At 67.3% G+C, this 22,887-nt stretch carries 25 protein-coding genes; 14 read left to right on the forward strand and 11 right to left on the reverse strand.

Annotated features, from left to right (window positions below):
- Positions 1–12: 12 nt before the first annotated feature.
- From AC3IPM_RS12350 to AC3IPM_RS12365, 4 genes are all read right to left on the reverse strand, one after another.
- Positions 13–3,072: a TonB-dependent receptor gene (locus AC3IPM_RS12350; RefSeq protein WP_489300162.1), complete on the reverse strand. Its 3,060-nt coding sequence runs from the start codon at positions 3,070–3,072 to the stop codon at positions 13–15.
- A gap of 91 nt (positions 3,073–3,163) precedes the next feature.
- Positions 3,164–4,201 (reverse strand): LacI family DNA-binding transcriptional regulator, encoded by a 1,038-nt coding sequence (locus AC3IPM_RS12355; RefSeq protein WP_489300164.1) that lies wholly within the window; start codon positions 4,199–4,201, stop codon positions 3,164–3,166.
- A gap of 148 nt (positions 4,202–4,349) precedes the next feature.
- Positions 4,350–4,619 (reverse strand): BolA family protein, encoded by a 270-nt coding sequence (locus AC3IPM_RS12360; protein WP_489300166.1) that lies wholly within the window; start codon positions 4,617–4,619, stop codon positions 4,350–4,352.
- On the reverse strand, positions 4,616–4,915 hold the full coding sequence (locus AC3IPM_RS12365; protein WP_489300167.1) for a YciI family protein: 300 nt from the start codon (positions 4,913–4,915) through the stop codon (positions 4,616–4,618). Before AC3IPM_RS12365 ends, AC3IPM_RS12360 begins: the two co-directional genes overlap by 4 nt.
- Positions 4,916–5,261: 346 nt before the next feature.
- Here AC3IPM_RS12365 and AC3IPM_RS12370 point away from each other — a divergent pair, with 346 nt between their 5' ends.
- The 3 genes from AC3IPM_RS12370 to AC3IPM_RS12380 are packed head-to-tail and all read left to right on the forward strand — an operon-like array spanning position 5,262 to position 8,916.
- Positions 5,262–6,167, forward strand: coding sequence for a segregation and condensation protein A (locus tag AC3IPM_RS12370; protein WP_489300168.1), 906 nt, complete (start codon positions 5,262–5,264; stop codon positions 6,165–6,167).
- Between the two features lie 15 nt (positions 6,168–6,182).
- Positions 6,183–7,070 carry an SMC-Scp complex subunit ScpB gene (scpB, locus tag AC3IPM_RS12375; RefSeq protein WP_489300169.1) on the forward strand — a complete coding sequence of 296 codons (888 nt, stop codon included), beginning with the start codon at positions 6,183–6,185 and terminating at the stop codon, positions 7,068–7,070.
- The gene (locus AC3IPM_RS12380) at positions 7,063–8,916 is read left to right on the forward strand and encodes a pseudouridine synthase (protein WP_489300170.1); all 1,854 of its coding nucleotides are present in this window, start codon (positions 7,063–7,065) and stop codon (positions 8,914–8,916) included. The genes scpB and AC3IPM_RS12380 overlap by 8 nt, the downstream gene beginning before the upstream one ends.
- A gap of 94 nt (positions 8,917–9,010) precedes the next feature.
- Here the strand turns inward: AC3IPM_RS12380 and AC3IPM_RS12385 are convergent, their stop codons facing one another.
- The 3 genes from AC3IPM_RS12385 to AC3IPM_RS12395 all read right to left on the reverse strand — a co-directional run bounded on the left by AC3IPM_RS12385 (position 9,011) and on the right by AC3IPM_RS12395 (position 11,604).
- Complete coding sequence (locus AC3IPM_RS12385) at positions 9,011–9,445, reverse strand: hypothetical protein (protein WP_489300172.1); 435 nt, start codon at positions 9,443–9,445, stop codon at positions 9,011–9,013.
- Between the two features lie 186 nt (positions 9,446–9,631).
- Positions 9,632–10,456, reverse strand: a complete 825-nt coding sequence (locus AC3IPM_RS12390; RefSeq protein ID WP_489300174.1) for an amidohydrolase — start codon at positions 10,454–10,456, stop codon at positions 9,632–9,634.
- A complete protein-coding gene (locus AC3IPM_RS12395) occupies positions 10,456–11,604 on the reverse strand; it encodes a pyridoxal phosphate-dependent aminotransferase (protein WP_489300175.1) in 1,149 nt (382 codons plus the stop codon). Before AC3IPM_RS12395 ends, AC3IPM_RS12390 begins: the two co-directional genes overlap by 1 nt.
- Before the next feature lie 128 nt (positions 11,605–11,732).
- Between AC3IPM_RS12395 and ccmA the strand changes: the two genes are divergently transcribed.
- The 11 genes from ccmA to AC3IPM_RS12450 all read left to right on the forward strand — a co-directional run bounded on the left by ccmA (position 11,733) and on the right by AC3IPM_RS12450 (position 20,064).
- Entirely contained in the window at positions 11,733–12,362 is a 630-nt protein-coding gene (gene ccmA, locus AC3IPM_RS12400; protein WP_489300177.1) for a heme ABC exporter ATP-binding protein CcmA, read from the forward strand.
- Entirely contained in the window at positions 12,359–13,054 is a 696-nt protein-coding gene (ccmB, locus tag AC3IPM_RS12405; RefSeq protein ID WP_489300179.1) for a heme exporter protein CcmB, read from the forward strand. The genes ccmA and ccmB overlap by 4 nt, the downstream gene beginning before the upstream one ends.
- Positions 13,055–13,150: 96 nt before the next feature.
- Positions 13,151–13,921: a heme ABC transporter permease CcmC gene (gene ccmC, locus AC3IPM_RS12410; protein WP_489300180.1), complete on the forward strand. Its 771-nt coding sequence runs from the start codon at positions 13,151–13,153 to the stop codon at positions 13,919–13,921.
- Positions 13,918–14,103, forward strand: coding sequence for a heme exporter protein CcmD (locus tag AC3IPM_RS12415; protein ID WP_489300181.1), 186 nt, complete (start codon positions 13,918–13,920; stop codon positions 14,101–14,103). The genes ccmC and AC3IPM_RS12415 overlap by 4 nt, the downstream gene beginning before the upstream one ends.
- Positions 14,100–14,561, forward strand: a complete 462-nt coding sequence (gene ccmE, locus AC3IPM_RS12420; RefSeq protein ID WP_489300182.1) for a cytochrome c maturation protein CcmE — start codon at positions 14,100–14,102, stop codon at positions 14,559–14,561. Before AC3IPM_RS12415 ends, ccmE begins: the two co-directional genes overlap by 4 nt.
- Positions 14,562–16,475, forward strand: a complete 1,914-nt coding sequence (locus tag AC3IPM_RS12425) for a heme lyase CcmF/NrfE family subunit (protein WP_489300183.1) — start codon at positions 14,562–14,564, stop codon at positions 16,473–16,475.
- A gap of 63 nt (positions 16,476–16,538) precedes the next feature.
- Positions 16,539–17,111 carry a DsbE family thiol:disulfide interchange protein gene (locus AC3IPM_RS12430; protein WP_489304128.1) on the forward strand — a complete coding sequence of 191 codons (573 nt, stop codon included), beginning with the start codon at positions 16,539–16,541 and terminating at the stop codon, positions 17,109–17,111.
- Positions 17,080–17,559 carry a cytochrome c-type biogenesis protein gene (locus tag AC3IPM_RS12435; RefSeq protein WP_489300185.1) on the forward strand — a complete coding sequence of 160 codons (480 nt, stop codon included), beginning with the start codon at positions 17,080–17,082 and terminating at the stop codon, positions 17,557–17,559. Before AC3IPM_RS12430 ends, AC3IPM_RS12435 begins: the two co-directional genes overlap by 32 nt.
- Positions 17,553–18,584: a tetratricopeptide repeat protein gene (locus AC3IPM_RS12440; protein WP_489304130.1), complete on the forward strand. Its 1,032-nt coding sequence runs from the start codon at positions 17,553–17,555 to the stop codon at positions 18,582–18,584. The genes AC3IPM_RS12435 and AC3IPM_RS12440 overlap by 7 nt, the downstream gene beginning before the upstream one ends.
- Before the next feature lie 23 nt (positions 18,585–18,607).
- Entirely contained in the window at positions 18,608–19,720 is a 1,113-nt protein-coding gene (gene metX, locus AC3IPM_RS12445) for a homoserine O-acetyltransferase MetX (RefSeq protein ID WP_489300186.1), read from the forward strand.
- A gap of 50 nt (positions 19,721–19,770) precedes the next feature.
- Positions 19,771–20,064 carry a DUF1294 domain-containing protein gene (locus AC3IPM_RS12450; RefSeq protein ID WP_489300187.1) on the forward strand — a complete coding sequence of 98 codons (294 nt, stop codon included), beginning with the start codon at positions 19,771–19,773 and terminating at the stop codon, positions 20,062–20,064.
- 71 nt (positions 20,065–20,135) lie between these two features.
- Here AC3IPM_RS12450 and AC3IPM_RS12455 read toward each other — a convergent pair whose 3' ends face one another.
- From AC3IPM_RS12455 to AC3IPM_RS12470, 4 genes are all read right to left on the reverse strand, one after another.
- Positions 20,136–20,360 (reverse strand): hypothetical protein, encoded by a 225-nt coding sequence (locus AC3IPM_RS12455; protein WP_489304243.1) that lies wholly within the window; start codon positions 20,358–20,360, stop codon positions 20,136–20,138.
- A complete protein-coding gene (locus AC3IPM_RS12460; RefSeq protein WP_489300188.1) occupies positions 20,357–20,698 on the reverse strand; it encodes a SymE family type I addiction module toxin in 342 nt (113 codons plus the stop codon). Before AC3IPM_RS12460 ends, AC3IPM_RS12455 begins: the two co-directional genes overlap by 4 nt.
- A gap of 335 nt (positions 20,699–21,033) precedes the next feature.
- Entirely contained in the window at positions 21,034–22,497 is a 1,464-nt protein-coding gene (locus tag AC3IPM_RS12465) for an amidohydrolase family protein (RefSeq protein ID WP_489300189.1), read from the reverse strand.
- Positions 22,487–22,774 carry a hypothetical protein gene (locus AC3IPM_RS12470; protein ID WP_489300190.1) on the reverse strand — a complete coding sequence of 96 codons (288 nt, stop codon included), beginning with the start codon at positions 22,772–22,774 and terminating at the stop codon, positions 22,487–22,489. Before AC3IPM_RS12470 ends, AC3IPM_RS12465 begins: the two co-directional genes overlap by 11 nt.
- Positions 22,775–22,887: the final 113 nt, after the last annotated feature.

The raw sequence follows: 22,887 nt of genomic DNA on the forward strand, positions 1-22,887 counted from the left end.
CCGGGTGTTGGATCAGAAGCGGAAGCCGACTTCGGCCTTCACCTGGCGCGGCGTACCGACGATGTCGCCGGTCTCGTTGTAGCTGGCCAGCAACTTGCCGTTGGACTTGGTGTAGTTGTAGTTGGAGAAGTTGTCGAAGTTGAAGATGTTGATGATGTCGATACGAGCGTACAGCTCGGTCTCGCCCGGCATCTTGAACGTCTTGGTGGCCTGCAGGTCAACCGAACGGTAGCCGAAGATCTTGCCACCGAGCAGGAACTTGCCGTTGCCGTTGGGCACTGCGGCACCCGGGGTCGGCAGGTCGAAGCCGGTCGACTGGGTGACCGGGTACCAGTCGTTCACTGCGGTCGGGGTGGCCAGGGTGACCTTGCCGCCGAAGGTGATGCCCCAGAAGCCCGCGTACGAACCGGTGACCACCAGGCGGTGGCGCGGCGCGCCGTTGGAGCGGATGGTCGGGTACTCGCCGATCAGGCCGCGGTCGAATGCGTACTTCTCATTGATGTCGCGGTTGTGGCGTGCGGTGGTCCAGGTGTAAGCGATCGAGGAGCCCCAGCCGCTTTCCTGGGTGAACGGCTTCTGCGCCGACAGCAGCACCTGGGTAGCGCGGGTCTTGATGCCCTGCTGACCGATGATCAGGCTGCCGAAGCCCGGCACGTTGCAGCTCCAGGCCTGGCTCAGGCCCGGGTCGGTGCCGCCGCACAGGCGCGGGTCATCGAAGAACTGGCCGGTCGGGTAGCGGTTGCCCAGGGTAAAGGCGAAGCCGTCGTAGCTCAGCGTACGGGCGATGGTGGCATCGGTCAGCCAGTCGCCGACCTGGTTGCTCATGCCCAGGCTGAACTGGTCCGAATACGGCACCTTCAGGTTGTTGTTCAGCAGATCCACTTCCAGACCAGCATTGCTGGTGGCGCCCACCAGGCTCTGCAGGTTGCCGATGCCGTTGAGCAGGTTCGGGTTCCAGTCATAGCAGGCGGCCTGGCCATTGAGGCAGCTGCCGGTGGCCGGGTTGCGGAAATAGATGGTCGGCTGCGGCAGGGCCAGCTTGGTGGTTTCCAGCTGCAGGTTGTCGAACAGGTCGCGATCGTAGGAACGACCGGCGCCACCGTGGATCACGTGCTGCTCGTCGGCATTGATGTCATACGAGAAGCCCAGGCGCGGCTGCCAGGCATCCTTGAATGCCTTGCGGTTGTGGCCGTTGCTGATGTAATTGCTGATGTCCAGCCCGCCCAGCGCCAGCGAATCGGCGTAGGTCTGGCCAGCCGCAGCGCGCGGGTCCTGCGAGTAGATCGCGTCGACCACGGCCTGCGGGGTCACGAAGTCCAGGTAGGCCGGGGTCTTTTCGTAGTCCCAGCGCAGGCCGATGTTCAGCTGCAGGTGGTCGTTGACCTGCCAGTCGTCCTGGATGAACAGGCCGATCTGCTTGGATTTCGAACGCACTTCGCCGGACACGCCCGACACACCGGTTACCGGCTTGACGAACTGCGCCTTGTACGGGATGTCGGACGGGAAGTCCGCATCGCCCAGCGAGTAGGTGAACTGCGGATTGATCTGCGCCGCATCGGAAGCGTACAGGTCGATCTGCTTGTACTTGGCGCCCATCTTGATGGTGTGGTCGCCCATCCACTGGATGCCATCCAGGGTCAGGTTGTCTTCAATCGCCCAGCCCTTCTGGCCCTTCACCTGCGAATCCAGTGCCGAGGCGCCACCGATCTTCACCAGGGTGCGGTCTTCGGTGCCGTCCGGTGCGGTGTAGGTGAAGCCATTGCCCAGGGTCAGCGGGGTCGGGTTGTTGAACGAATCCTCATGGGTGAGCATCAGTTCGTTGTAGTAACGCTCACCGCTGTGGTTCCAGCGCAGCGCGTAACGACGGTCGGTGTTGACCACTTCACGGCCGGCTTCCGGCGCGGTCTGGCCACTGAACTGCTGCTGGGTCTCGTCGCGGTCCTGGAAGCTCAGCTCGATGCGATCGTTGTCGGTCGGCTCGAAGTCGATCTTGGCGAAGATCAGGTCCTGCTCGAACGGCTGGCTGGCCGGGCCGAGGCCGGCAGCGGCGTCGCCCGGCAGCAGGCCGACGCGGTTGGTGACCGAGCCTTCCGGCGCGATGGTGACCGGCAGGTCGAAGCGCTTGGCTTCGTAGGTCACGAAGAAGTGGGCCTTGTCCTGGATGATCGGGCCACCCAAAGCAAACCCGTATTCCTTCTCGGCCGATGCTTCTTTGGTCTGGCCATACTGACGCTCCGCCGGGGTCTTGGCGCGCATGTCTTCGTTGGTGTAACGGTAGAAGGTTTCACCCTTGAACTCGTTGGTACCGGACTTGGTGGCCGCGGTCACGGCCGCGCTCGACACCTGGCCGTACTCTGCCTTGTAGTTGCCGCTGATGACCTTGTATTCGCCGATGGCCAACTGCGGGAACGGGTTGCCGGCGCTGCCGGACTGGCCGGCCACGCCGCCGCCCTTGACGTAGCTCTTCTGGCCCACGCCGTCGATGTAGACGTTGGTGCCATCGGCATTGGTGGCACCGCCGCGCAGGGAGGTGTTGCCCTTGGCATCACGGGTGAAGATCATGCCCGGCACCGCGTCGGCGAACTCCAGGAAGTTGCGCGACACCTGCGGGGTGGTCTGGATCTGCTGCAGGCTCACCGTCTTGCCCACTTCGGACGTACGTACTTCCTGCAGCAGGGTCGGGGCCACCACGTTGACGGTGTCAAGGTTGGTGGCGTTGGCGGTGCTGCCGTTGGCCGGCGCGCCGCTGAAGTTCAGCGTCGCGGTCGAAGCCACGGTCACGGTCACCTTCTGGGTCTGGCCGTTGGCCACCACGTCATAGGTGCCCGGGTCCAGGCCCATCAGCGAGTAGCTGCCGTCGGCACGGGTGGTTGCGCGGCGCACGGTGCCGCTGGCCAGGTTGGTGGCGGTCACTTCGGTGCCGGCATCGGCCTGGGCAACCTGGCCGCGCAGCGAAGAGGTGGCCGACTGCGCCATCAGGCTCGGCGCCGCGCCCAGCATCAGGCAGGTGACCAGGGCACTGGCCAGCAGGCTGCGCGCCGGTGCACGGTTGCGGTGATTGGAATACGTCATGTAGATCTCCGGGTGGTGGTGGCCGTCATTGCGGCCCCTGACTTTTTTTTTGACTGCGTGGAATGAAGGCGTCACGACCAACGGCCGTGACCTACAGAGTGGTACTGGGCTTGCTTGAATCACGCACGATCAGGCGCGGCACAAGCGTCTGCTTGTCACCGGCCACTTCCGTGTTGTTGCCGTCCATCAACTGCAACAGACGCGTCATCGCCTTATCGCCGAGCTCGGCGATGCTTACCTGCATCGTGGTCAACGATGGGTGGACGAAACGCGCCAGCGGAATGTCATCGAAGCCCGCCAGGGCGACATCGGCCGGGACCCGCACGCCTGCCTGCGCGAACGCATACAGACACCCCAACGCCATCATGTCGTTGGCGGCGAATACAGCATCGGGCAGCGTGCCAGCTGCCAGTAGCTCCTGACCGGCGCGGTGGCCGGAAGCTTCGTCAAAGTCACCGGGCAACTCGATACCCACCGCGGCATCGCCGAAGGCGGCCAGCGCATCGCGGAAACCGCGCAGGCGCTCACGGGCGTCGAAGTTGAGATCCGGACCGGAAATAAAGGCGATGCGGCGGTGGCCGACCTCCAGCAGATGGCCGGTCATGGCCATCGCACCGGCGTGGTCGTCGATGCTCAACACCGGGTGGTCCTGCTCGGGCAGGTAGGTGTTGATCAGCACCGTGGGCAGCGCCTGCGGCAGGTTGTCGGTGAGGAACCCCGGGCTTTCCGCGTACGGGGACAGCACCAGCAGCCCATCCACCCGGCCGCGCATGGCGCGCAGGGCCGCGCCCTGCTGCTCCTGGTCGCCGTGATAGCTGGACACCAGCAGGTGCTGGCGCCGCTCGCGGGCGACCCCGTCGATGCCACGCATCAGCTCGGAGAAGAATTCGCCATACAGGTCGGGCAACACCACGCCAATGGTATTGGTGCGCCGGCTGCTCAGGCTGCGCGCGGCGGCGTGGGGGGTGTAGCGCAGACGCGCCGCCACCTCCAGCACCAGCTTGCGCACGGGCTCGGCAACATTTTCATGGCCATTGAGCGCGCGTGACACCGTGGCTACGGAGACACGGGCCTCGCGGGCGACATCTTTGATAGTGATCGCTGCCTTGTTCACCTCGCCGCCCTCCACGGCTTAGAGATCTGGGCTTGGCGCGGAATGTAAGCGTTTTCAAACCCGGATGTAAACACTACGTTAGGCCTATTGTCGTACTGCGGTAACGGAAGCATGCCTGCACAGGTCACCCCGGGACTTGCCGGGACAAGGCAGGACAAGGGTTTCAGCCGTTCTGGGACGGCGTTTCGGCGCGGATGGACAAGGCGTGGATATCGGTGTCCATCATGCTGCCCAGGGCGGCATATACCGCCCGATGGCGCGCCAACGGGCCCAGGCCCTCGAACGCGGCGCTGACCACATGCACGTTGAAATGGCCACGGCCATCGCGCGCGCCGGCATGCCCGGCATGGCGGTGGCTGTCGTCCTCCACCTCCAGCCGCACCGGGTCCAGCGCCTGCTGCAGGGCCGCGCGGATGCGCTCGACCCGGCTCATGGCAGCACCTTGCGGAACGGGCGCACCTGGACCCGGGTGTACACCCCGGCCTCTACATAAGGATCGGCCGCGGCCCAGGCCTGGGCGTCTTCCAGACTGTCGAACGCGGCAATCACCACGCTGCCACTGAACCCGGCCGGGCCGGGATCTTCACTGTCGATGGCCGGGCACGGCCCGGCGAGCAGCAGCCGACCGGCGTCCTGCAGGGCCACCAACCGGGCCAGGTGGGCCGGTCGCGCCGCCCCACGGGCCGCCAGCACGTCGGTGCCGTCATAGCCTTCAATCACATACCACACAGGCAACTCCCAAGGCTCAGCTAAACAAACGGGACGATTCTAGCCCGGCTCGCTGGACACTGCGGGCCTGAACCCGTACTCTTGTCCCCATTGCACGTGGCTGGACGCAGCAGCCCCGTCGGCTTTCGGCTTCACCGCCAACCGACGACCGACCCGCTGCCCCACACCAGTACACGTAGACGACCTCCCCGTAGTTCTGTCGCTGCCCATCGCGGCGCGCCTTGCTGTTTGAAGTGTGGAATCGCGCCGACACAGGCGTGTCATGGCTTGCCATCTTGCCGCCCGGAATATTCCGGACGCAGGCACGGTGCGGCGACCGGTCCGTTGCAATACTGACGTCAACTTGATGACTTCCGAACTCGCGCTCGACGCGAACCCGCCAACCCGACCGCCCGCCCCACAGCAGCAGGAAATGCCGCTGGCCGTGGTGCATGGACAACCGGTCCTGCAGATTCCGCAGGACCTGTACATCCCGCCGGACGCGCTGGAAGTCATCCTGGATGCCTTCGAAGGTCCGCTGGACCTGCTGCTGTACCTGATCCGCCGGCAGAACCTGGACATCCTGGACATCCCGGTGGCCGAGATCACCCGCCAGTATGTCGAGTACATCAACGTCATGCAGGAGCTGCGCTTCGAACTGGCGGCCGAGTACCTGGTGATGGCGGCGATCCTGGCCGAAGTGAAGTCGCGGATGCTGTTGCCGCGCCCCCCGAGCGTGGAAGGCGAGGAAGCCGACCCGCGCGCGGAGCTGGTGCGCCGGCTGCAGGAGTACGAACGTTTCAAGCAGGCCGCCGAAGATATCGACAGCCTGCCCCGCCAGGACCGCGACACCGCCGTGGTCCATGCCTTCGTCCCCGATCGCGCAGCCGTGAAGCTGCCGCCGCCGGTGGATCTGAAGGAAATGCTGATGGCACTGCACGACGTGCTCAAGCGCGCCGAGCTGTTCACCGGCCACGCGATCAAACGCGAGGCCCTGAGCGTGCGCCAGCGCATGGGCGATGTGCTGGGTCGTCTGGAAGACGGCCGGTTCTACCGGTTTGAAACGCTGTTCACGGCTGAAGAAGGCAAGCTGGGGGTGCTGGTCACCTTCCTGGCCCTGCTCGAACTGGCCAAGGAACAGCTGCTGGACATCGTCCAGGAAGCACCGCTGGCGCCCATTTACGTCAAGTCCCTGGCCGCCGGCAACACCAACGAACCGCTGCAGTTCAACAGCGAGTTCGATGATGCCGACGCCGCCAACGAATCCGACTGAGCCCCCGACCCGCGTATGGATCAACCGCTGATCAACCGTATTGTCGAAGGCGCCTTGCTGGCGTCGAGCCAGCCGCTGACGCTGGCACAGCTGCAGGGCCTGTTCCCGGAAGAGGAACCGGCGCCGCCGGGCAGCGTTGAACGCGCGCTGGAGCTGCTGCGCGACGCCTGCCAGGCCCGCGGTGTGGAGCTGGTCGAGGTCGCCTCGGGCTTCCGCTACCAGGTCACCGGCGAGGTGCACAGCTACATCACCCGGCTGTGGACCGAACGCAAGACCCGCTATACCCGTGCCACCCTGGAGACCCTGGCGCTGATCGCCTATCGCCAGCCGATCACCCGCGGCGAGATCGAACAGGTGCGCGGCGTGGCGGTCAGCAGCAACATCATCCAGGCACTGGAAGAGCGCGAGTGGATCCGCGTGATCGGCCACCGCGACGTGCCCGGCAAGCCGGCGCTGTTCGGTACCACCAAGGGCTTCCTGGATTATTTCGGGCTCAAGCGCCTGGACGAACTGCCGCCGCTGTCCGAGCTGCGCGACCTGGGCGAACTGGAGCCGCAGCTGCCGCTGGATACCGATGGCCAGCTGGCCGGCCGCCTGGCCGCCGGCGCCGCCGCACCGGATGCCGAGCTGGACACTGGCGCAGCCAATGACGACACCCCGGACGAGGACGCAGACGCGGCCCCGTCCACCCCCGAATCCGAAGCGCCGTCGCCGCCCCGCGACGACGACGCCGGCACAACCGCCCTTGCAGGCGAACCCGATTCCGCGCCGGGAGAGCGCGCGGCGACCCAGAACGAAACCGAAGACAACGCCGTCGCGAAGACGACCGTGGCTGTTGACGAAGCCGATCCCGAACCAGAGGCCGACGAAACCGTCGCCGGCCGGAGCCAAGTAAATGAGTGACACCCCCCGCAAGCCGTCTTTGAACAAGCTTTCGCTCAAGCGCGAATCCGCCACCGAACAGCCCAAGCTGGAAGAGCGCCTGCACAAGGTGCTGGCCCAGGCCGGGCTCGGGTCGCGTCGCGCGCTGGAACAGCGCATCGCCGATGGCCTGGTCAAGGTCAACGGTGAAGTCGCGCAGACCGGCCAGTCGATCAAGAGCGGCGACAAGGTCGAGCTGGACGGCCGTGGCTTCGTCGCCACCGCGCTGACCGAGACCTCGCGCGTGCTGGCCTACAACAAGCCGGAAGGCGAAGTGACCACCCGCGAAGATCCCGAAGGTCGCCCGACCGTATTCGAAGCGCTGCCGGCCCTGAAGGGCGCGCGCTGGATCGCGATCGGCCGCCTGGACATCAACACCACCGGTCTGCTGCTGGCAACCACCGACGGTGAGCTGGCCAACGCGATGATGCACCCCTCCTACGAAGTCGAGCGCGAGTACGTCGTGCGCGTGCGTGCGCCGGAAGGCGAAGAGAAGGTGCCGGACAACATCGTGGACCGCCTCGCCCGTGGCGTGGCGCTGGAAGACGGCCCGGCCAAGTTCGACGAGATCGAACGCATTGGCGGCACGGACTCGCACGACTGGTTCCGCGTGGTCGTCAAGGAAGGTCGCAACCGCGAAGTGCGTCGCCTGTGGGAATCGCAGGGCTGCCAGGTCAGCCGCCTCAAGCGCACCCGCTACGGCAAGGTCAGCCTGCCGCGCGAACTGCTGCGTGGCCAGTCGGTGGAACTGCCGGCCAAGCAGGTTGAAGCACTGCGTGCCGAACTGAAGCTGGAAGAAGGCGCGCCGTCGGCGCTGACCCTGCAGCCGGTGATCGGCCAGCGTCGCGCCGCCAAGACCACCGTGCGCGTGTCGCGCGAAGGTGGCCGCGGCAACGCCTACGTCAACGGCCACAACCAGGCCGATGAAGGCCGCGAACTGCGTCGTTTCGACAACGTGCGCGAAGAGCGCGGCCGTGGTCGCGGTGGCAAGCCGGGCGGCTTCAAGGGCGGCCTGACGGTCAGCGGCGAAGCCGCGGCCAAGCAGTCGCAGCGCCCGTTCAAGGCGCGCCCGGACAAGGGCAACCGCGCCCTGCCGGAAGGCAACCCGGCCGCGTTCCGCAGCTGGTACGTGCCGGACGGCGTGAGCACCGGCCCGAGCAACCACCGCAATGCCGGCCCGGGCGCAGCCCGTGGTCCGGGTGCGCGCGGCCCGGGTGCCGGCGCCGGTGCAGGCGGCCAGGGCCGTCCGTACGGCAAGCCGAAGGGTCCGGGCGGCGCAGGCGGCCCCGGTCGCGGCGGGTTCGGTGGCGAAGGTCGCGGTGAAGGCCGTGGCGGTTACGGCGGCGGCGGTGGCGGCTACGGCGGCGACAATCGTGGCGGCGAAAGCCGTGGCGGTTACGGCGGCCAGGGTCGTCCGGCCGGTGCCGGTGCCGGTGGCAACCGCGGTGGCCAGGGCGGCCAGGGTCAATCCCGCCACCCCTACGGCCACCCGGGCAATGCCCCGAGCTTCCCGTCCGACCACGCCAATCCGGGCGCCAGCCCGTACGGCAGCGCGCGTCCGGCCGGCAATCGCGGCCCGGGTGGTCCCGGTGGTCCGGGCGGCAACCGTGGCTTCGGTGGCCCCGGCGGCAACCGCGGCCCGGGTGGTCCGGGCGGTAACCGTGGTCCGGGCGGCGCCAATGCGCGCGGTCCGGGTGGCCCGGGCGGCGGCAACCGTGGCCCGGGTGGTCCCGGTGCACGCGGTCCTGGCGGCCCGGGCGGTCGCCCCGGCGGCAGCCGCGGCCCGGGCGGCGGTGGCCACCGTGGCGGCGGCCCGCGCGGCGGCTGATCACTGATACGCTGAGATCAAAAACCCCGGCTTCGGCCGGGGTTTTTTGTTGTCCATCACCGGTAGAGCCACCCCACGGGTGGCTGCCGTAGATTCAACGACGCTCGATGGTGAACTTGCCCAACCCCACGCCCAGGTCCCAGCCCTTGCCGGTACCGGCCAGCGCCAGCGAGATATCGCCCTTGGTCATCACCTGCGCATTGCTGGATTTATCCGCGCCCGCGTGGGCTTCCACCGACGCATAGGAACCGATCAGGTCGTTCACCGAGTACGCCCCAGAGAACTTGCCCTTGCCGTCCACGATCTTGGACTTGCCCACGGTCAGCCCGCCGCCCTTGACGGTGATCTTGACCGGGATACGTGCGCCGTTGTCGCAGGTGATCGTGCCCGATCCGGAGGCGGTCTTGTACAGCACCGACCAGCCGGCCAGGTCGTAGCGCAGTTCGCAGTCGATGTTGCCGGCGGCCTGTGCGGCCGGAACCGCGGCGATACCGGCCAGGGCGATCAATGCCAGGGAGAACTTCTTCATGCAATCCGCTCGTACGCAGTGGGTGACGAGGCGAATCTAGCAGTGCGTGCGTGTGGCCCGGATGATGCACATCGCGCGCAGCCGGCATCCGTTCAGCCGGCCACTCGCTGTCCCCGGCAACCGGTATCCCCGGCGATGGGCGTCGCCGGTGCCAAGTGCAGCCGGCCAGCGGCCGGCGCTACCGTTTCAGCCTTGTTCCTGCAGGCTGAAATTGTCCGCATCGAGCATCGCCGGGAAGCGCGCGCGGTGCGCGGCCAGTGCCGCCGCCGAGATCGTGGTGGTGACCACCTGCTCCACCTCGCGCACTTCCACCTGCGGCTGGCCAAGGAAATCGATCACCGCGCTGTCGCCGGCATAGTGCAGCCCGTTGCCATCCACGCCGATACGGTTCACCGCCGCCACGAAGCACAGGTTCTCGATCGCACGCGCGCGCAGCAGCGTCTTCCATGCATAGGCACGCGCGGACGGCCAGTTGGCGACGAAGATCTGCAGGTCGAAATCCAGCTGCTCCGGGCGCTCGACGTTGTAACGGTTGCGGCAGAACACCGGGAAGCGCAGGTCGTAGCAGACCTGCGGATTGATCCGCCAGCCCTTCCACTCCACGCACAGGCGCGCGTTACCGGCGGCATAGCGCTCGTGCTCGCCGCCGTAACGGAACAGATGGCGCTTGTCGTAGTAATGCAGCTCACCGTCCGGGGTGGCCCACAGCAGGCGGTTGTAGACGCCCTGCCCCACCCGCAGCTGCACGCTGCCGGTGACCACCGCGCCCAGCGCAACCGCCTGCGCGCGGATCCAGGCCACGGTCGGGCCGTCCATGTCTTCGGCCTTGTCGATGGCCTCATTGGAGAACCCACTGGTGAAGGTCTCCGGCAGGATCACCAGGTCGGTCTGCCCGGCCAGCGGTGCCAGCAGGGCGCCGTAATGCTCGCGGTTGCCCACCGGATCGTGCCAGCGGGTGTCGCCCTGCACGAGGGAGATACGCAGGTCCTGCGGTGCGCTCGACGCCGGCATCAGAGCACCTGCAACCGTGCGATCGCCGCATCCATCGTGGCGTCGTTCTTGGCAAAGCACAGCCGCACCAGGCGCTGGCCTGCCGGCGCGGTTTCATAGAACGGCGACAGCGGGATCGCAGCGACGCCCTTTTCGATGGTCAGCCACTTCACGAATTCATGGTCGGGCAGATCGCTGATCGCCGAATAGTCCACCAGCTGGAAGTAGCCACCGGGTACCGGCAAGGGCTTCAGCCGCGTGGTCAGCAGCTGCTCGCGGAAGCGGTCGCGCTTGGCCTGGTAGAACGCACCCAGTTCCAGGTGGTGTGCCGGTTCGTCACGGATCATCGCGGCGAAACCGTACTGGGCCGGGCCGAAACTGGTGAAGGTGTTGTACTGGTGGACCTTGCGGAACTCGGCACTCATCGCCGGCGGCGCGATGGCATAGCCGATCTTCCAGCCGGTGCAGTGGTAGGTCTTGCCGAAGCTGGAGATCACGAACGCGCGTTCGCGCAGCTCCGGGTAGCGCAGCGCCGATTCGTGGCGACGGCCGTCGTAGATGATGTGTTCGTAGACCTCGTCGGAGATCAGGTAGATGCCGGTACCGCGCAGCACGTCGGCCAGCGCCTGCATGTCATCGGCGGTGAGCATGGCCCCGGACGGGTTGTGCGGCGTGTTGACCATCAGCAGGCGGGTGCGCGGGGTGATCGCGGCACGCACGCGGTCCCAGTCGACCGCGAAGGTCTGCGGGTCCAGCGGCACGTGCACGGCGCGCGCACCGGCCAGGTCGATGGCCGGCTCGTAGCAGTCGTAAGCCGGGTCCAGCACGATCACTTCCTCGCCCGGGCGCACCACCGCGTGGATGGCGTTGAAGATCGCCTCGGTGGCACCGCTGGTGACGGTGATTTCGCTATCCGGATCAACCGCCGCGCCATACAGGTCCAGCGACTTCTGCGCGATGGCCTGGCGTAGCGGCGCCACGCCGGTCATCGGCGGGTACTGGTTGAGCCCGGCCTGCATGGCCTTGATGGTCTCATCGAGCAGCCGCTGCGGTGCGGAGAAGTCCGGGAAACCCTGGCCCAGGTTCACGGCGCCATGCTCGGCCGCCAGCTGGGACATCACGGTGAAAATGGTGGTGCCCACCTTGGGCAGCTTGGTTTGCGGTTGCATCGGCAGAGGAAGGAAGAAATGGGGAAAGGTCAGTGTACGCAAAACCCCCGAACCCATGACGGTAGGTGCCGGCCGCCCCCCTGTCCCCATTACACTGTCCGCCCATTCCGGCGTGAAACCTCAGCCCCTTGAACGCACCTCCGTTGCTGGCCGCGCAAGGCCTTGGCTTCAGTCGCAACGACGAACCCGTGTTCGGCCCGCTCGACTTCCACATCGACGCCGGTGAAGCGCTGCTGGTGCAGGGCGACAACGGCGCCGGCAAGACCACCCTGCTGCGGGTGCTGGCCGGGCTGCTGCGCGCCGATGCCGGCCAGATCCAGATCGACGGGCGCCCGGCCGGGCACAAGGAACGTTCGCAGTTCGTGGCCTACCTCAGCCACCTGCCCGGGCTGAAGGCCGACCTGGACACGCTGGAGAACCTGCAGTTCCTCTGCGGCCTGCACGGCCGCCGTGCGCGGCAGATGCCCGGCAACGCCTTGGCCATCGTCGGCCTGGCCGGTTACGAGGACACGTTGGTGCGGCAATTGTCGGCCGGGCAGAAGCGGCGCCTGGCGCTGGCCCGGATCTGGCTGTCGCCGGCACCGCTGTGGCTGCTCGACGAACCCTACGCCAACCTCGACCTGGACGGCATCAACCTGGTGAACCGCATGATTTCCGCGCACCTGCGCAGCGGCGGCGCCGCCCTGGTCACCACCCATGGCGCCTACGCCGCCCCGCCCGTGCGCACCCGCCTGCTCAGCCTGGGCGCGGCGGCATGATCGCCCCCGGCACCGAACCGGGCCTGTGGCAGACCGCGCGCGCGCTGGTCACCCGCGACCTGCGCCTGCTCTGGCGCCGCCGCGGCGATGCCCTGCAGCCGTTGCTGTTCGCCCTGCTGGTGGTGGTGCTGTTCGCGCTGGCGCTGGGTCGCGAGCCGCAGCTGATGGCGCAGGTGGCCTCGGCGGTGCTGTGGCTGGCCGTGCTGCTGGCCGGCCAGCTGGCGCTGGATTCGATGTTCCGCAGCGATGCCGAGGACGGTTCGCTGGAACAATGGCTGCTGGCCCCGGTGCCCTTGGCCTGGCTGGTGCTGGTGCGGGTGCTGCTGCATTGGGTCACCACCGCGCTGCCGCTGATCGTGATGGCGCCGCTGCTGGCCGAAATGCTGCATCTGCCACATGACCAACTGCCGATCCTGCTGGCATCGTTGCTGCTCGGAACACCGGTGTTGAGCCTGATCGGTGGGGTGGTCGCTGCGCTGACCGTGGGCATCCGGCGCTCTGGTATTCTCGTGGCGTTGCTGGCGTTGCCGCTGTATGTGCCGGTGCTGGTGTTCGGCGCAGGCAGTGTCGGCGCCGCCGCACGCGGGCAGGATCCGGTCGGCGCGCTGCTGATGCTGGGCGCCGGGCTGGTGGTGGCGCTGGTACTGGCACCGCTGGCCACCGCCGCGGCGATCCGGATTTCGTTGCACTGACCTACCTGTTGTCGCACCACCCGCTGTCGAGCTGTATGTTCACGAGCAACTCCACGTCTGCTGGATCTTCGCCCTTCGTTGGATAGCCATCGCTGCATGCACACTATCGTTCGCTGGTTCCACCAACTCGGTTCCCCCCCGGTCTTCGACCGCTTCGCCACGCGCTGGTCGAAGGTGTTCTACGTGGCCGCGCTGCCGGTGCTGCTGATCGGCCTCTGGCAGGGGCTGTGGGTGGTGCCGCCCGAACAGACCCAGAACGATGCCTTCCGCATCATCTACATCCACGTGCCCAGTGCCTGGATGAGCCTGTTCGTGTTCGCGCTGATGGCCGCCTACGCGGCCGTGGCGCTGATCTGGCGGATCAAGATCTGCGAGATCCTGGCGATGGCCTGCGCGCCGATGGGCGCCGGTTTCACCCTGATCACCCTGCTCACCGGCAGCATCTGGGGCAAAGGCACCTGGGGCACCTGGTGGGACTGGGACCCGCGCATGACCAGCGAATTGATCCTGCTGTTCCTGTACCTGGGCGTGATCGGCCTGTACCACGCCATCGAGGACCGCCGCAGCGCCGCGCGCGCCGCCGGCCTGCTGGCCATCATCGGGGTCGCGCTGCTGCCGGTGATCCGCTATTCGGTGGACTGGTGGGGGGGCCTGCACCAGCGCCAGTCGATCAATGTGTTCGGCGACAACGCCGTGCGCCCGGAACTGATCGCGCCGCTGTGGTGGATGGTGATTGCCACCAAGCTGTGGTTCGTCGGCTCGCTTTTGGCCAAGGCGCGTGCGGACAATCTCAGCCGCGAAGCCGGCAAGGCCTGGCTCGCCGAGCGCCTGGGTACCCCGGACGCACTGGAGGAGACCCCGCGATGACCCACCTGCCCTTCATCATCGCCGCCTACGCGGTGTTCGTGCTGGTGCTCTGCAGCGATGCCCTGGGCTCCTGGCTGCGGCTGCGCATGGCCCGCCGCCAGGCGTTGCGCCGGCAGCGCCGCCTGCAGGCGCGTGACGCCGCGCAGACCCCCGCGCCGCTGGCCCCGGAGCTGAGCCGATGACCCCGGTGCAGCGCCGCCGCATGGTCTGGGTGCTGCTGGTGCTGCTGGCCTCGGGCCTGGCCACCACGCTGGTGGCGTTCGCCCTGCAGCGCAATATCGCCTACCTCTACACACCGTCCGAAGTACTGCGCGGCGACGTCGATGCGCAGTCGCGCTTCCGGCTCGGCGGCATGGTGGTGAAAGGTTCGTTCCAGCGTCCTTCCGGCTCGCTGGAGGCGCACTTCGTGGTCACCGACGGCGATGCCACCTTGCCGGTGAGCACCTCGCGGATCCTGCCGGACATGTTCGCCGAAGGCGGCGCAGTGGTTGCCAGCGGCCGCCTGCAGGACGGTCGTTTCATGGCCGATGAAGTGCTGGCCAAGCACGACGAGAATTACATTCCCAAGGAAGTGGCCGACAAGATGGGCCAGGCACATACCAAACACGACGTCCCCGTGCCCGCGCCGGAGGTACGCTGAGTGCTGCCCGAACTGGGGCAGATCCTGCTGGTCTGCGCACTGCTGATGGCCCTGCTGCAGACCGTGCTGCCCCTGTGGGGCGCACAGCACCAGCGCGACAGCTGGATGGCCGTGGCGCGCCCGGCCGCGTTCGCGCAACTGGCGCTGCTGCTCGGCGCATTCGCGGTGCTCACCGCCGCCTTCGTCACCCAGGATTTTTCGGTGCGCTACGTCGCCGAAAACTCCAACTCACTGCTGCCGATGGCCTACCGCTATTCCGCGGTGTGGGGCGCGCACGAAGGCTCGCTGCTGTTGTGGGCGCTGGTGCTGGCACTGTGGAGCGGCGCGGTGGCGCTGTGGTCCAAGCGCCTGCCCATCGAAGTGCGTGCACGCGTGCTCGGTGTGCTGGGCATCATCAGCATCGGCTTCCTGGCCTTCCTGATCTTCACCTCCAATCCGTTTGCCCGGCTGCTGCCGGCACCGCTGGAAGGGCGCGATCTCAACCCGCTGCTGCAGGACCCGGGGCTGATCATCCATCCGCCGATGCTGTACCTGGGCTACGTCGGCTTCGCGGTGCCGTTCGCCTTCGCCATTGCCGCGTTGCTGGAAGGCCGCGTTGATGCGCGCTGGCTGCGCTGGACGCGGCCGTGGACCAACGTGGCGTGGGGCTTTCTGACCCTGGGCATCGCGCTGGGCAGCTGGTGGGCGTACTACGAGCTGGGCTGGGGCGGCTGGTGGTTCTGGGACCCGGTGGAGAACGCCAGCTTCCTGCCGTGGCTGGCCGGTGCGGCACTGATCCATTCGCAGGCTGTCACTGAAAAGCGCGGCAGCTTCGCCAGCTGGACGCTGCTGCTGGCCATCGCCGCATTCGCGCTGTCGCTGCTGGGCACCTTCCTAGTGCGCTCGGGCGTGCTCACCAGCGTGCATTCGTTCGCCGCCGATCCCTCGCGCGGCACCTTCATCCTGGTGTTCCTGGCACTGGTGGTGGGCGGTGCGCTGCTGCTGTACGCGCTGCGTGCCGGTGCGCTGGGCAACGAGGATCCGCGCCGCGGCTTCATGCCGACCTCGCGCGAAACCCTGCTGCTGGCCAACAACCTGCTGCTGGCCGCAGCCTGCGGCATGGTGCTGCTGGGCACCTTGTACCCGCTGCTGGCCGATGCGCTGGGCCTGGGCAAGGTCTCGGTGGGGCCGCCGTATTTCGGCACGCTGTTCCTGCTGCTGATGGCGCCGCTGGTGGCGTTGCTGCCGTTCGGCCCGCTGGTGAACTGGCAGCGCGACCAGGCCTCGCGCGCCTTGGCGATGCTGGCACCGTGGGCGGTGCTGGCGCTGGCGCTCGGTGCCATCGCCTACTTCATGGCACCACAGGGCGCCTGGAAAACCGCCGCCGGCGTTACCGCGGCAAGCTGGGTGGCGTTCGGCACCGCGCGCTTTGTCTGGACCCGTCTGCGCGGCAATGGCCGTTTCAACGCCGAGATGGTAGGCATGCTGCTCGCCCACGGCGGTGTGGCGGTATTCCTGGCCGGCGCGCTGCTGGTGGAAGCGCTGAACGTGCAGCATGAGCTAGCGCTCAGCCCCGGGCAGTCGCTGCAGGCCGGTGGCTATGAGCTGCGCTTTGAAGGCGTGGACCACCAGCAGGGCCCCAACTACGTGGCCGACCGTGGCCATGTGCGGGTGCTGCGCGATGGCCGCGAGATCGCCCTGCTGCACCCGGAAAAACGCGAATACGCCAGCGGCGGCCAGAGCATGACCGAAGCCGGCATCCACGCGCAGGTGCGCGGCGATGTCTACGTGGCGCTCGGCGAGCCGCTGGGCAACAATGCCTGGGCCGTGCGCGTGCACATCAAACCGTTCGTCCGCTGGATCTGGCTGGGCGCGCTGCTGATGGCACTGGGTGGCTTTGTCACCGCCGCCGACCGCCGTTTCCGTCGTCCCTAGTCTTCGCCGTCCCAGGAGTACCCCGTGTCCGATCCACGTCCCGCCTCCCGTCCGCTCCCGCCCGTGGCCATCGTCATCGGCGTGCTGTTTTTCTTCGGGCTGCTGGGGCTGATGGTGTACGGGGTGATGAAATCCGGCGCGCCGGATCGCGATGTACTGCCTTCGGCACTGATCGGCAAACCGGCCCCCGCCTTCACCCTGCCGGTGCTGCACGACCCGACCATCAAAGTGAGCAGCACCGAACTGCGCGGCGCGCCCTACGTGCTCAACGTGTGGGGCAGCTGGTGTGCGGCGTGCCGCGAGGAACACCCCATCCTCACCCGCTTCGCCGAGACCAAGCGCGTGCGCGTGATCGGCTACAACTGGAAGGACGAACCGGCCGACGCGCTGCGCTGGCTGGAACAGCTGGGCAACCCGTTCGTGCTGGTGCTCAGCGACATCGAAGGCCGCACCGCGATCGACTGGGGCGTCACCGCCGCGCCGGAAACCTTCCTGGTCGACGCCAGCGGCGTGGTGCGCTGGAAGTACAGCGGCGCGCTCAGCCAGCGCGTGATCGATACCCAGCTGATTCCCGAACTGGAAAAGGTGGAACGCGCCAATGCCGATGCCCACAACTCGCTGCCGGCCGCGCCGTAAGCTGCGCGTCGTGCTGCACGCCGGGCTGCTCGCTGCGGCCCTGGCGCTGCCGCTTGCCGCCCCGGCGCAAGCCGTGTCCGACCCGACCCCGCTGCAGTACCGCAGCGCCAGCGAGGAAGCCCGCTTCCATGCGCTGGCCGCCGAGCTGCGCTGCGTGCAATGCCAGAACCAGTCGCTGGCCGATTCCAATGCGCAGATCGCCCACGACCTGCGCCGCGAAGTGCTCGCACTGATGCAGCAGGGCCGCAGCGACGTACAGATCAAGCAGTTCCTGGTTGAACGCTACGGCCCGTTCGTGCTGTACCGGCCACCGATGGACGCGCGCAACAGCGTGCTCTGGTTCGGCCCATTGGCGGCGCTGCTGGCCGGTGCGGGCCTGCTGGTCTGGGTGGTGCGCCGGCGCAGCCGCCAGGTACAACCGCTGCAGCCGGGCGAGGACGGCTGGTGAGCGCCTGGCTGCAGATGATCGCCGCGGTGAGCGCTGCCGCACTCGGGCTGGTGGTGCTGTGGCCGTTGCGCGCTCACGGCCGCCGTGCCTTCATCGGTGCCACGCTCGCACTCGGCGTGGCCGGTGCGGCGCTGTATGGCCTGGTGGGTACACCGCAGGCTGCCGAGCAGGCGCCGGTCGCGGCCGGGCCCGCAACCCTGCAAGAGGGCGTGGTCGAACTGGAGCAGGCCCTCGCCCGTGATCCGCAGCGTGCCGATGGCTGGGCCCTGCTCGGCCGCTCGCAACAGGCCCTGGGCAAGCTGGACGCGGCCAACGCGGCCTATGCCCGTGCGATCGCGCTGGCCCCGGATGATCCCGGCGTGCTGGTTGAAGCCGCGCAAGCGCGGGCCCAGGCGGCGCCATCCAAACACTTCGACGACACCGCGCTGCAGTGGCTGCGCCATGCCGACCAGCTGGCCCCGGACAACCAGCGTGCCGGTTGGCTGATCGGCATCGCGCTGCGCCAACGCGGTGAAGACGCACAGGCCGCCGCCACCTGGGAAGCCTTGCTGCCGCGCATGGACCCCGGCGCGGCCAGCGCGCTGCGCGAGCAGATCGCCATCGCACGCAGCGCCGCCGGCTTGCCCGCCAGCACTGCGCAGGCAGCGGCATCGCCCACCACGCCGGCACCGGCAAGCCCACGCGCGCTGTCCATCCAGGTCACGCTCGACCCGGACTTCGCCGCCCGCGTGCGGCTGCGCGGCGACAGCAGTGTCTTCGTGATCGCGCGCGTCCCCGGCGGCCCACCGATGCCGGTGGCAGTGGAAAAGCACCCGCTCAGCGCCCTGCCCCTGCAGGTCACCCTGGACGATGCCGACAGCCCGATGCCCACCCAGCCACTCTCTGCACTGGATGAAGTGGAAGTGTTCGCACGGCTGTCCGCTTCCGGCCAGGCCAACCGCCAGGACGGCGACCTGGACTCGGCACCGGTGCGCGTGCGCCTGCCGCATACCGGCACCGTGCAGCTGGTGCTGGGCTCGCCGTGACCGGACCCGGCTAAAATGCGCGCATGACCGAATTCATTCCCCCCGGCACCCGCTACCACGCCCTGCCCTCGCCGTTCGCCTTCAAGCGCGGTGGCGAACTGCGCGGCGCCCATGTGGCCTATGAAACCTGGGGCACGCTGGATGCCGATGGCGGCAACGCCGTGCTGATCGTCACCGGGCTGTCGCCGGACGCGCATGCCGCGGCCAACACCGACAACCCCAGCGCCGGCTGGTGGGACGGCATGCTCGGCCCGGGCAAGCCGATCGACACCGACCGCTGGTTCGTGATCTGCGTGAACTCGCTGGGCAGCTGCAAGGGCTCCACCGGCCCGGCCAGCATCGACCCGGACAGCGGCGACCTCTACCGGCTGCAGTTCCCGGAGCTGTCCATCGAAGATGGCGCGCGCGCAGCGGTCGACGTGGTGCGTGCGCTGGGCGTCACCGAGCTGGCCTGCGTGATCGGCAACTCGATGGGCGGCATGACCGCGCTGGCCGTGCTGTTGCTGCACCCGGGCATCGCGCGCAGCCACATCAACATTTCCGGCAGTGCGCAGGCGCTGCCGTTCTCGATTGCGATTCGCTCGTTGCAGCGCGAAGCGATCCGGCTGGATCCGCGCTGGAACGGCGGCGACTACAGCGAAGCGAGCTACCCCGAATCGGGCATGCGCATGGCGCGCAAGCTCGGCGTGATCACCTACCGTTCCGCGCTGGAATGGGACGGCCGCTTCGGCCGCGTGCGGTTGGATTCGGACCAGGCCGACGATGACCCTTTCGGCCTGGAATTCCAGGTGGAAAGCTACCTGGAAGGCCACGCACGGCGCTTTGTGCGCTTCTTCGACCCGAACTGCTATCTGTACCTGAGCCGCTCGATGGACTGGTTCGACCTGGCCGAATACGCCGACGGCGATGTCATGGCCGGGCTGGCGAAGATCCAGGTGGCCAAGGCGCTGGCGATCGGCGCCAACACCGACATCCTGTTCCCGGTGCAGCAGCAACAGCAGATTGCCGACGGCCTGCGTGCCGGCGGTGCGGATGCACAGTTCATCGGGCTGGACTCACCGCAGGGGCATGACGCCTTCCTGGTTGATTTCGCACGTTTCGGCCCAGCGGTAAGCGACTTCCTCGCCGCGTTGTGAAGCACACGCGGCGCTACCTCGCGCTGGCCGCGGCCGGCGCATGGGTTGCCATGACGGCCACCGGCCTGCTGCCACCTTGGCTGGCCGCGTGGTACGCACTCACCAGCGCGATCGCGTTCGCCCTGTACGGGCATGACAAGCGCGCCGCCCGCCTCGGCCACTGGCGCACGCCCGAGCGCACCTTGCAGCTACTGGCCTTCGCCGGCGGCTGGCCGGGCGCCCTGCTGGGGCAATCGGTGTTCCGCCACAAGCATCGCAAGACGGCGTTCCAATGGGTGTTCGCGCTGTGCGCGATCGCCAACATTGCCACCCTGGCCGTATTCCTAAGAGACTTTCCCCGGTAGAGCCACGCCATGCGTGGCTGGCGCAATGATCGGGCGCCCGCTTGCGACGGCGCCCGACCAAACGGTGACATTCAATCCCCGCCGAACGGGCTGGAGCGCCATCCGTGCTGCTGCCGCGCCCACGCCTCCAGATTCCTGTCTTCGACAGCCGTCGGATGGCGCTCGTGCGCCACGTACTCCCGCATCAACCGCCCCAGCACCTGGTCCGTGGCACGGTGCTCGCGTGCCGCCGCTTCCTCAAAGCAGGTGCGCAAGGCGGCGTCCACTTCGACCTGCATCAACACGCCCCCGTTCATGACGCCTCCCCATCAGCACAAGCCGATGCAATCGCCGCTTCCCGCGCAAGCCGCTGCAGCTTCCTGGGAACCTTCACCGGAACCGGCACTGGCCGCTCGATCACCGTCAAAGTGATGCGCCCGTACTCCGTTTCGATCTTGAGGCGTGAGCCCACATCAAAGCCCAGCGTGTCCAGCCAGCGGCCGCGCAGGCGTACGTAGGGAATCACCTCTTCGCTGCCGTACTCCTCGCGGATCGGATACAGCTGTGCACCCACTTTGCAGGTGGGAGCTGGGCGGGCGTAACGTTTGCGTTTGGGGGGCTCGAAGAACGGTGTGTCAGCCCATGGCGTTCGCATGATGCACCTCCTGGAAGAATCGCCCTCGCCGGGATGGCGAGGGTGTCGGGAGGCTAGAACCGTACGAATGCCGGTGAGCGTATTTCCGCGAGGGTGTTGTATTTCGCCCCCTCCCGACGCAGGAAGTTCTACTGTCGCATTCGTGGAGGTTCTAGACTCCGGAACACACCATGCGCGATGGTGCAGAAGAGGGGAAATCGCTTGTTTCTGTTGATCTGCGCAGGTTGGTTTACTGGGCCTACGTTGTTGTCGCAACTGCCTCGTCGACGGGACCACGTCCTCCCCAGACACCCCTCGCTACACCTGTGGCTGATCATAGTGGTCGGAATCAGATGCTACCGATGCGCGGCACGTGGTACCCGCGATGCCCAATCCACGGTGCCAAGAATGTCCTCCGGTGTTGCGGCCTTTCCATCGACGAGCACAAGCTTCAGGTCTCGCAGGCGTCCTGGATCGCCGAGGGGGTTGCTGCCGAAGAAGGCGATATCGGCTTCCATGCCTTCCGCGATACGCCCGGTGCGATTGCCGATACCCAGCGCATCGGCGGCGTCCGATGTCGCGAGCCGGAGCACGCCCCAGGCACTGATACCGGCACGCATGTGCAGTTCCAGTTCGCGACTGTACGCAGGGCCTCCACCATTGCCATCGGTTCCCACCAGAAGGGGCACGCCTGCGACATGCAGCCTGCGCGCAAGCTCAAGCACCTTGGGCATCACTGCCCGCGCTCGCCGATGGTCCTCGTCGCTCATGCGCGGGAGAAAGGACAACAACGCCTCGAGGTTGGCCGGATGAAAGTAGGCCCGATCCCCGGGCGGAAGCACGGTGTCCAGGCGATCACTGTTATAGGTCAGCTCGTTGACACCCAACGTGGTGCTGACGACCACCTGCCGCTGGGCCAGTTCTGCGAGCATCTCTTGAATGAGCGGACCATCGAACTCGGCCAGTTCAAACCAACGGAAAAGATACCGGGCATCGGCGCCACGCTCCGCCAGGTAAAGGGCCCGTTGCTCCGGTTCAAGCATGTCGGCACTGGTGGGCAGGGTATGTTCCAGCCCATCCATGCCGAGCCGTGCCGCCTGCGTCCAGCTGATGGCATCCAGGTGCGCGATCGCCTTGAGGCCATTCCGGTGCGCTGCCTGGATACCCTGTTCGAGCTCATCGGCGTCCAGTCCGCTGTAGAGCTTGAAGTAGCGCATGCCCATGCCAGCCTGCCGTTGGGCTTCGGCATTCCATTCCGCCGCCGAGCGCGGGTAGGCGAATGCGGCACCGCCAAAGGGCGGCGGCTGGATGACAGCACCCGCATGGAGTGCTTCGGGGCCAAGCCAGGCGCCACTGCTGATCTGCGCATCGTAACGGGCGTTCGCCGCCGGATCGCCCCCGGGGTTACGGACCGTCGTGATGCCAAACGCGAGCGCGACGGCCGCGTTGTGCCGGGTGATCGCATCGACACTGGGGATGCTGATGAGGGGAGCGCCATCGACCACCTCGACGCTGTGCGGGCCCGAAGTGATGTGGGCATGCCCATCGATGAGGCCTGGCAGCGCGTAGCGGCCGGCCATGTCCACGGAACGTTCCGGCGGCCGGCCCTTCCACTCCCCGGCCCCAACCGCCGCTATCTTGCCTTCGTCCACCAGAAGGTAGGCGTCATCCACCACATGTTCGGCATGGGGATCGAGTAGCGAGAAACCGTGATAGAGCACCCCCACCGGGGCCTCGCTGGTGGTGGCAACCGAATTGCAGCCCACCAACCACGCGCAGGCCAGGAGAGCGATCAATGCCTGTCTGATATCACGCTGCATCGCCGCGCCTCCGCGGCAGGAGCTTGCCCAACAGCTTCCGGCGCAGCTGGATGACAGTAATGCCCAGGAGCGCAGCCGCTGTCCAGAACAGTACTTCGGTTACCACAAGGGCCACGCTCAGCAGGAAGATCCGCGCCGCAGTCCCAGCGCCGATCTCCAACGAGATCACAAACGTGGCCCATGCCGCCAGGCAGATTGCACCGCCCACAGCAAGTATTCCCTTCTTCCCCTTCGAGCGGCCGAGTACCGCGGCCAGGTGGCCAATCTGCTTTCTCATGGTCGTCTTCCTGAGTGTGGGTTTCGCTGGCGCATGCTCACGATGAACAGGCCAGTTCTTTGGGTAGTACCCTTCGGGGGCACGCTTCTTACCGCTCAGTCAACGAAGAACTG

The sequence above is a fragment of the Stenotrophomonas sp. GL_111 genome, assembly GCF_057835245.1.

Bases quoted from the DNA above. Each gene is read 5' to 3' on its own strand.
- AC3IPM_RS12370 (WP_489300168.1), top strand. From the start codon at position 5,262: ATGACTTCCGAACTCGCGCTCGACGCGAACCCGCCAACCCGACCGCCC.
- metX (WP_489300186.1), top strand. From the start codon at position 18,608: ATGACCGAATTCATTCCCCCCGGCACCCGCTACCACGCCCTGCCCTCG.
- AC3IPM_RS12435 (WP_489300185.1), top strand. From the start codon at position 17,080: ATGCCCACAACTCGCTGCCGGCCGCGCCGTAAGCTGCGCGTCGTGCTG.
- AC3IPM_RS12415 (WP_489300181.1), top strand. From the start codon at position 13,918: ATGACCCACCTGCCCTTCATCATCGCCGCCTACGCGGTGTTCGTGCTG.
- AC3IPM_RS12470 (WP_489300190.1), bottom strand. From the start codon at position 22,774: ATGAGAAAGCAGATTGGCCACCTGGCCGCGGTACTCGGCCGCTCGAAG.
- AC3IPM_RS12380 (WP_489300170.1), top strand. From the start codon at position 7,063: ATGAGTGACACCCCCCGCAAGCCGTCTTTGAACAAGCTTTCGCTCAAG.
- AC3IPM_RS12360 (WP_489300166.1), bottom strand. From the start codon at position 4,619: ATGAGCCGGGTCGAGCGCATCCGCGCGGCCCTGCAGCAGGCGCTGGAC.
- AC3IPM_RS12350 (WP_489300162.1), bottom strand. From the start codon at position 3,072: ATGACGTATTCCAATCACCGCAACCGTGCACCGGCGCGCAGCCTGCTG.
- AC3IPM_RS12460 (WP_489300188.1), bottom strand. From the start codon at position 20,698: ATGCGAACGCCATGGGCTGACACACCGTTCTTCGAGCCCCCCAAACGC.
- AC3IPM_RS12395 (WP_489300175.1), bottom strand. From the start codon at position 11,604: ATGCAACCGCAAACCAAGCTGCCCAAGGTGGGCACCACCATTTTCACC.
- AC3IPM_RS12455 (WP_489304243.1), bottom strand. From the start codon at position 20,360: ATGAACGGGGGCGTGTTGATGCAGGTCGAAGTGGACGCCGCCTTGCGC.
- AC3IPM_RS12465 (WP_489300189.1), bottom strand. From the start codon at position 22,497: ATGCAGCGTGATATCAGACAGGCATTGATCGCTCTCCTGGCCTGCGCG.
- AC3IPM_RS12385 (WP_489300172.1), bottom strand. From the start codon at position 9,445: ATGAAGAAGTTCTCCCTGGCATTGATCGCCCTGGCCGGTATCGCCGCG.
- ccmC (WP_489300180.1), top strand. From the start codon at position 13,151: ATGCACACTATCGTTCGCTGGTTCCACCAACTCGGTTCCCCCCCGGTC.
- AC3IPM_RS12390 (WP_489300174.1), bottom strand. From the start codon at position 10,456: ATGCCGGCGTCGAGCGCACCGCAGGACCTGCGTATCTCCCTCGTGCAG.
- ccmB (WP_489300179.1), top strand. From the start codon at position 12,359: ATGATCGCCCCCGGCACCGAACCGGGCCTGTGGCAGACCGCGCGCGCG.
- AC3IPM_RS12450 (WP_489300187.1), top strand. From the start codon at position 19,771: ATGACGGCCACCGGCCTGCTGCCACCTTGGCTGGCCGCGTGGTACGCA.
- ccmE (WP_489300182.1), top strand. From the start codon at position 14,100: ATGACCCCGGTGCAGCGCCGCCGCATGGTCTGGGTGCTGCTGGTGCTG.
- scpB (WP_489300169.1), top strand. From the start codon at position 6,183: ATGGATCAACCGCTGATCAACCGTATTGTCGAAGGCGCCTTGCTGGCG.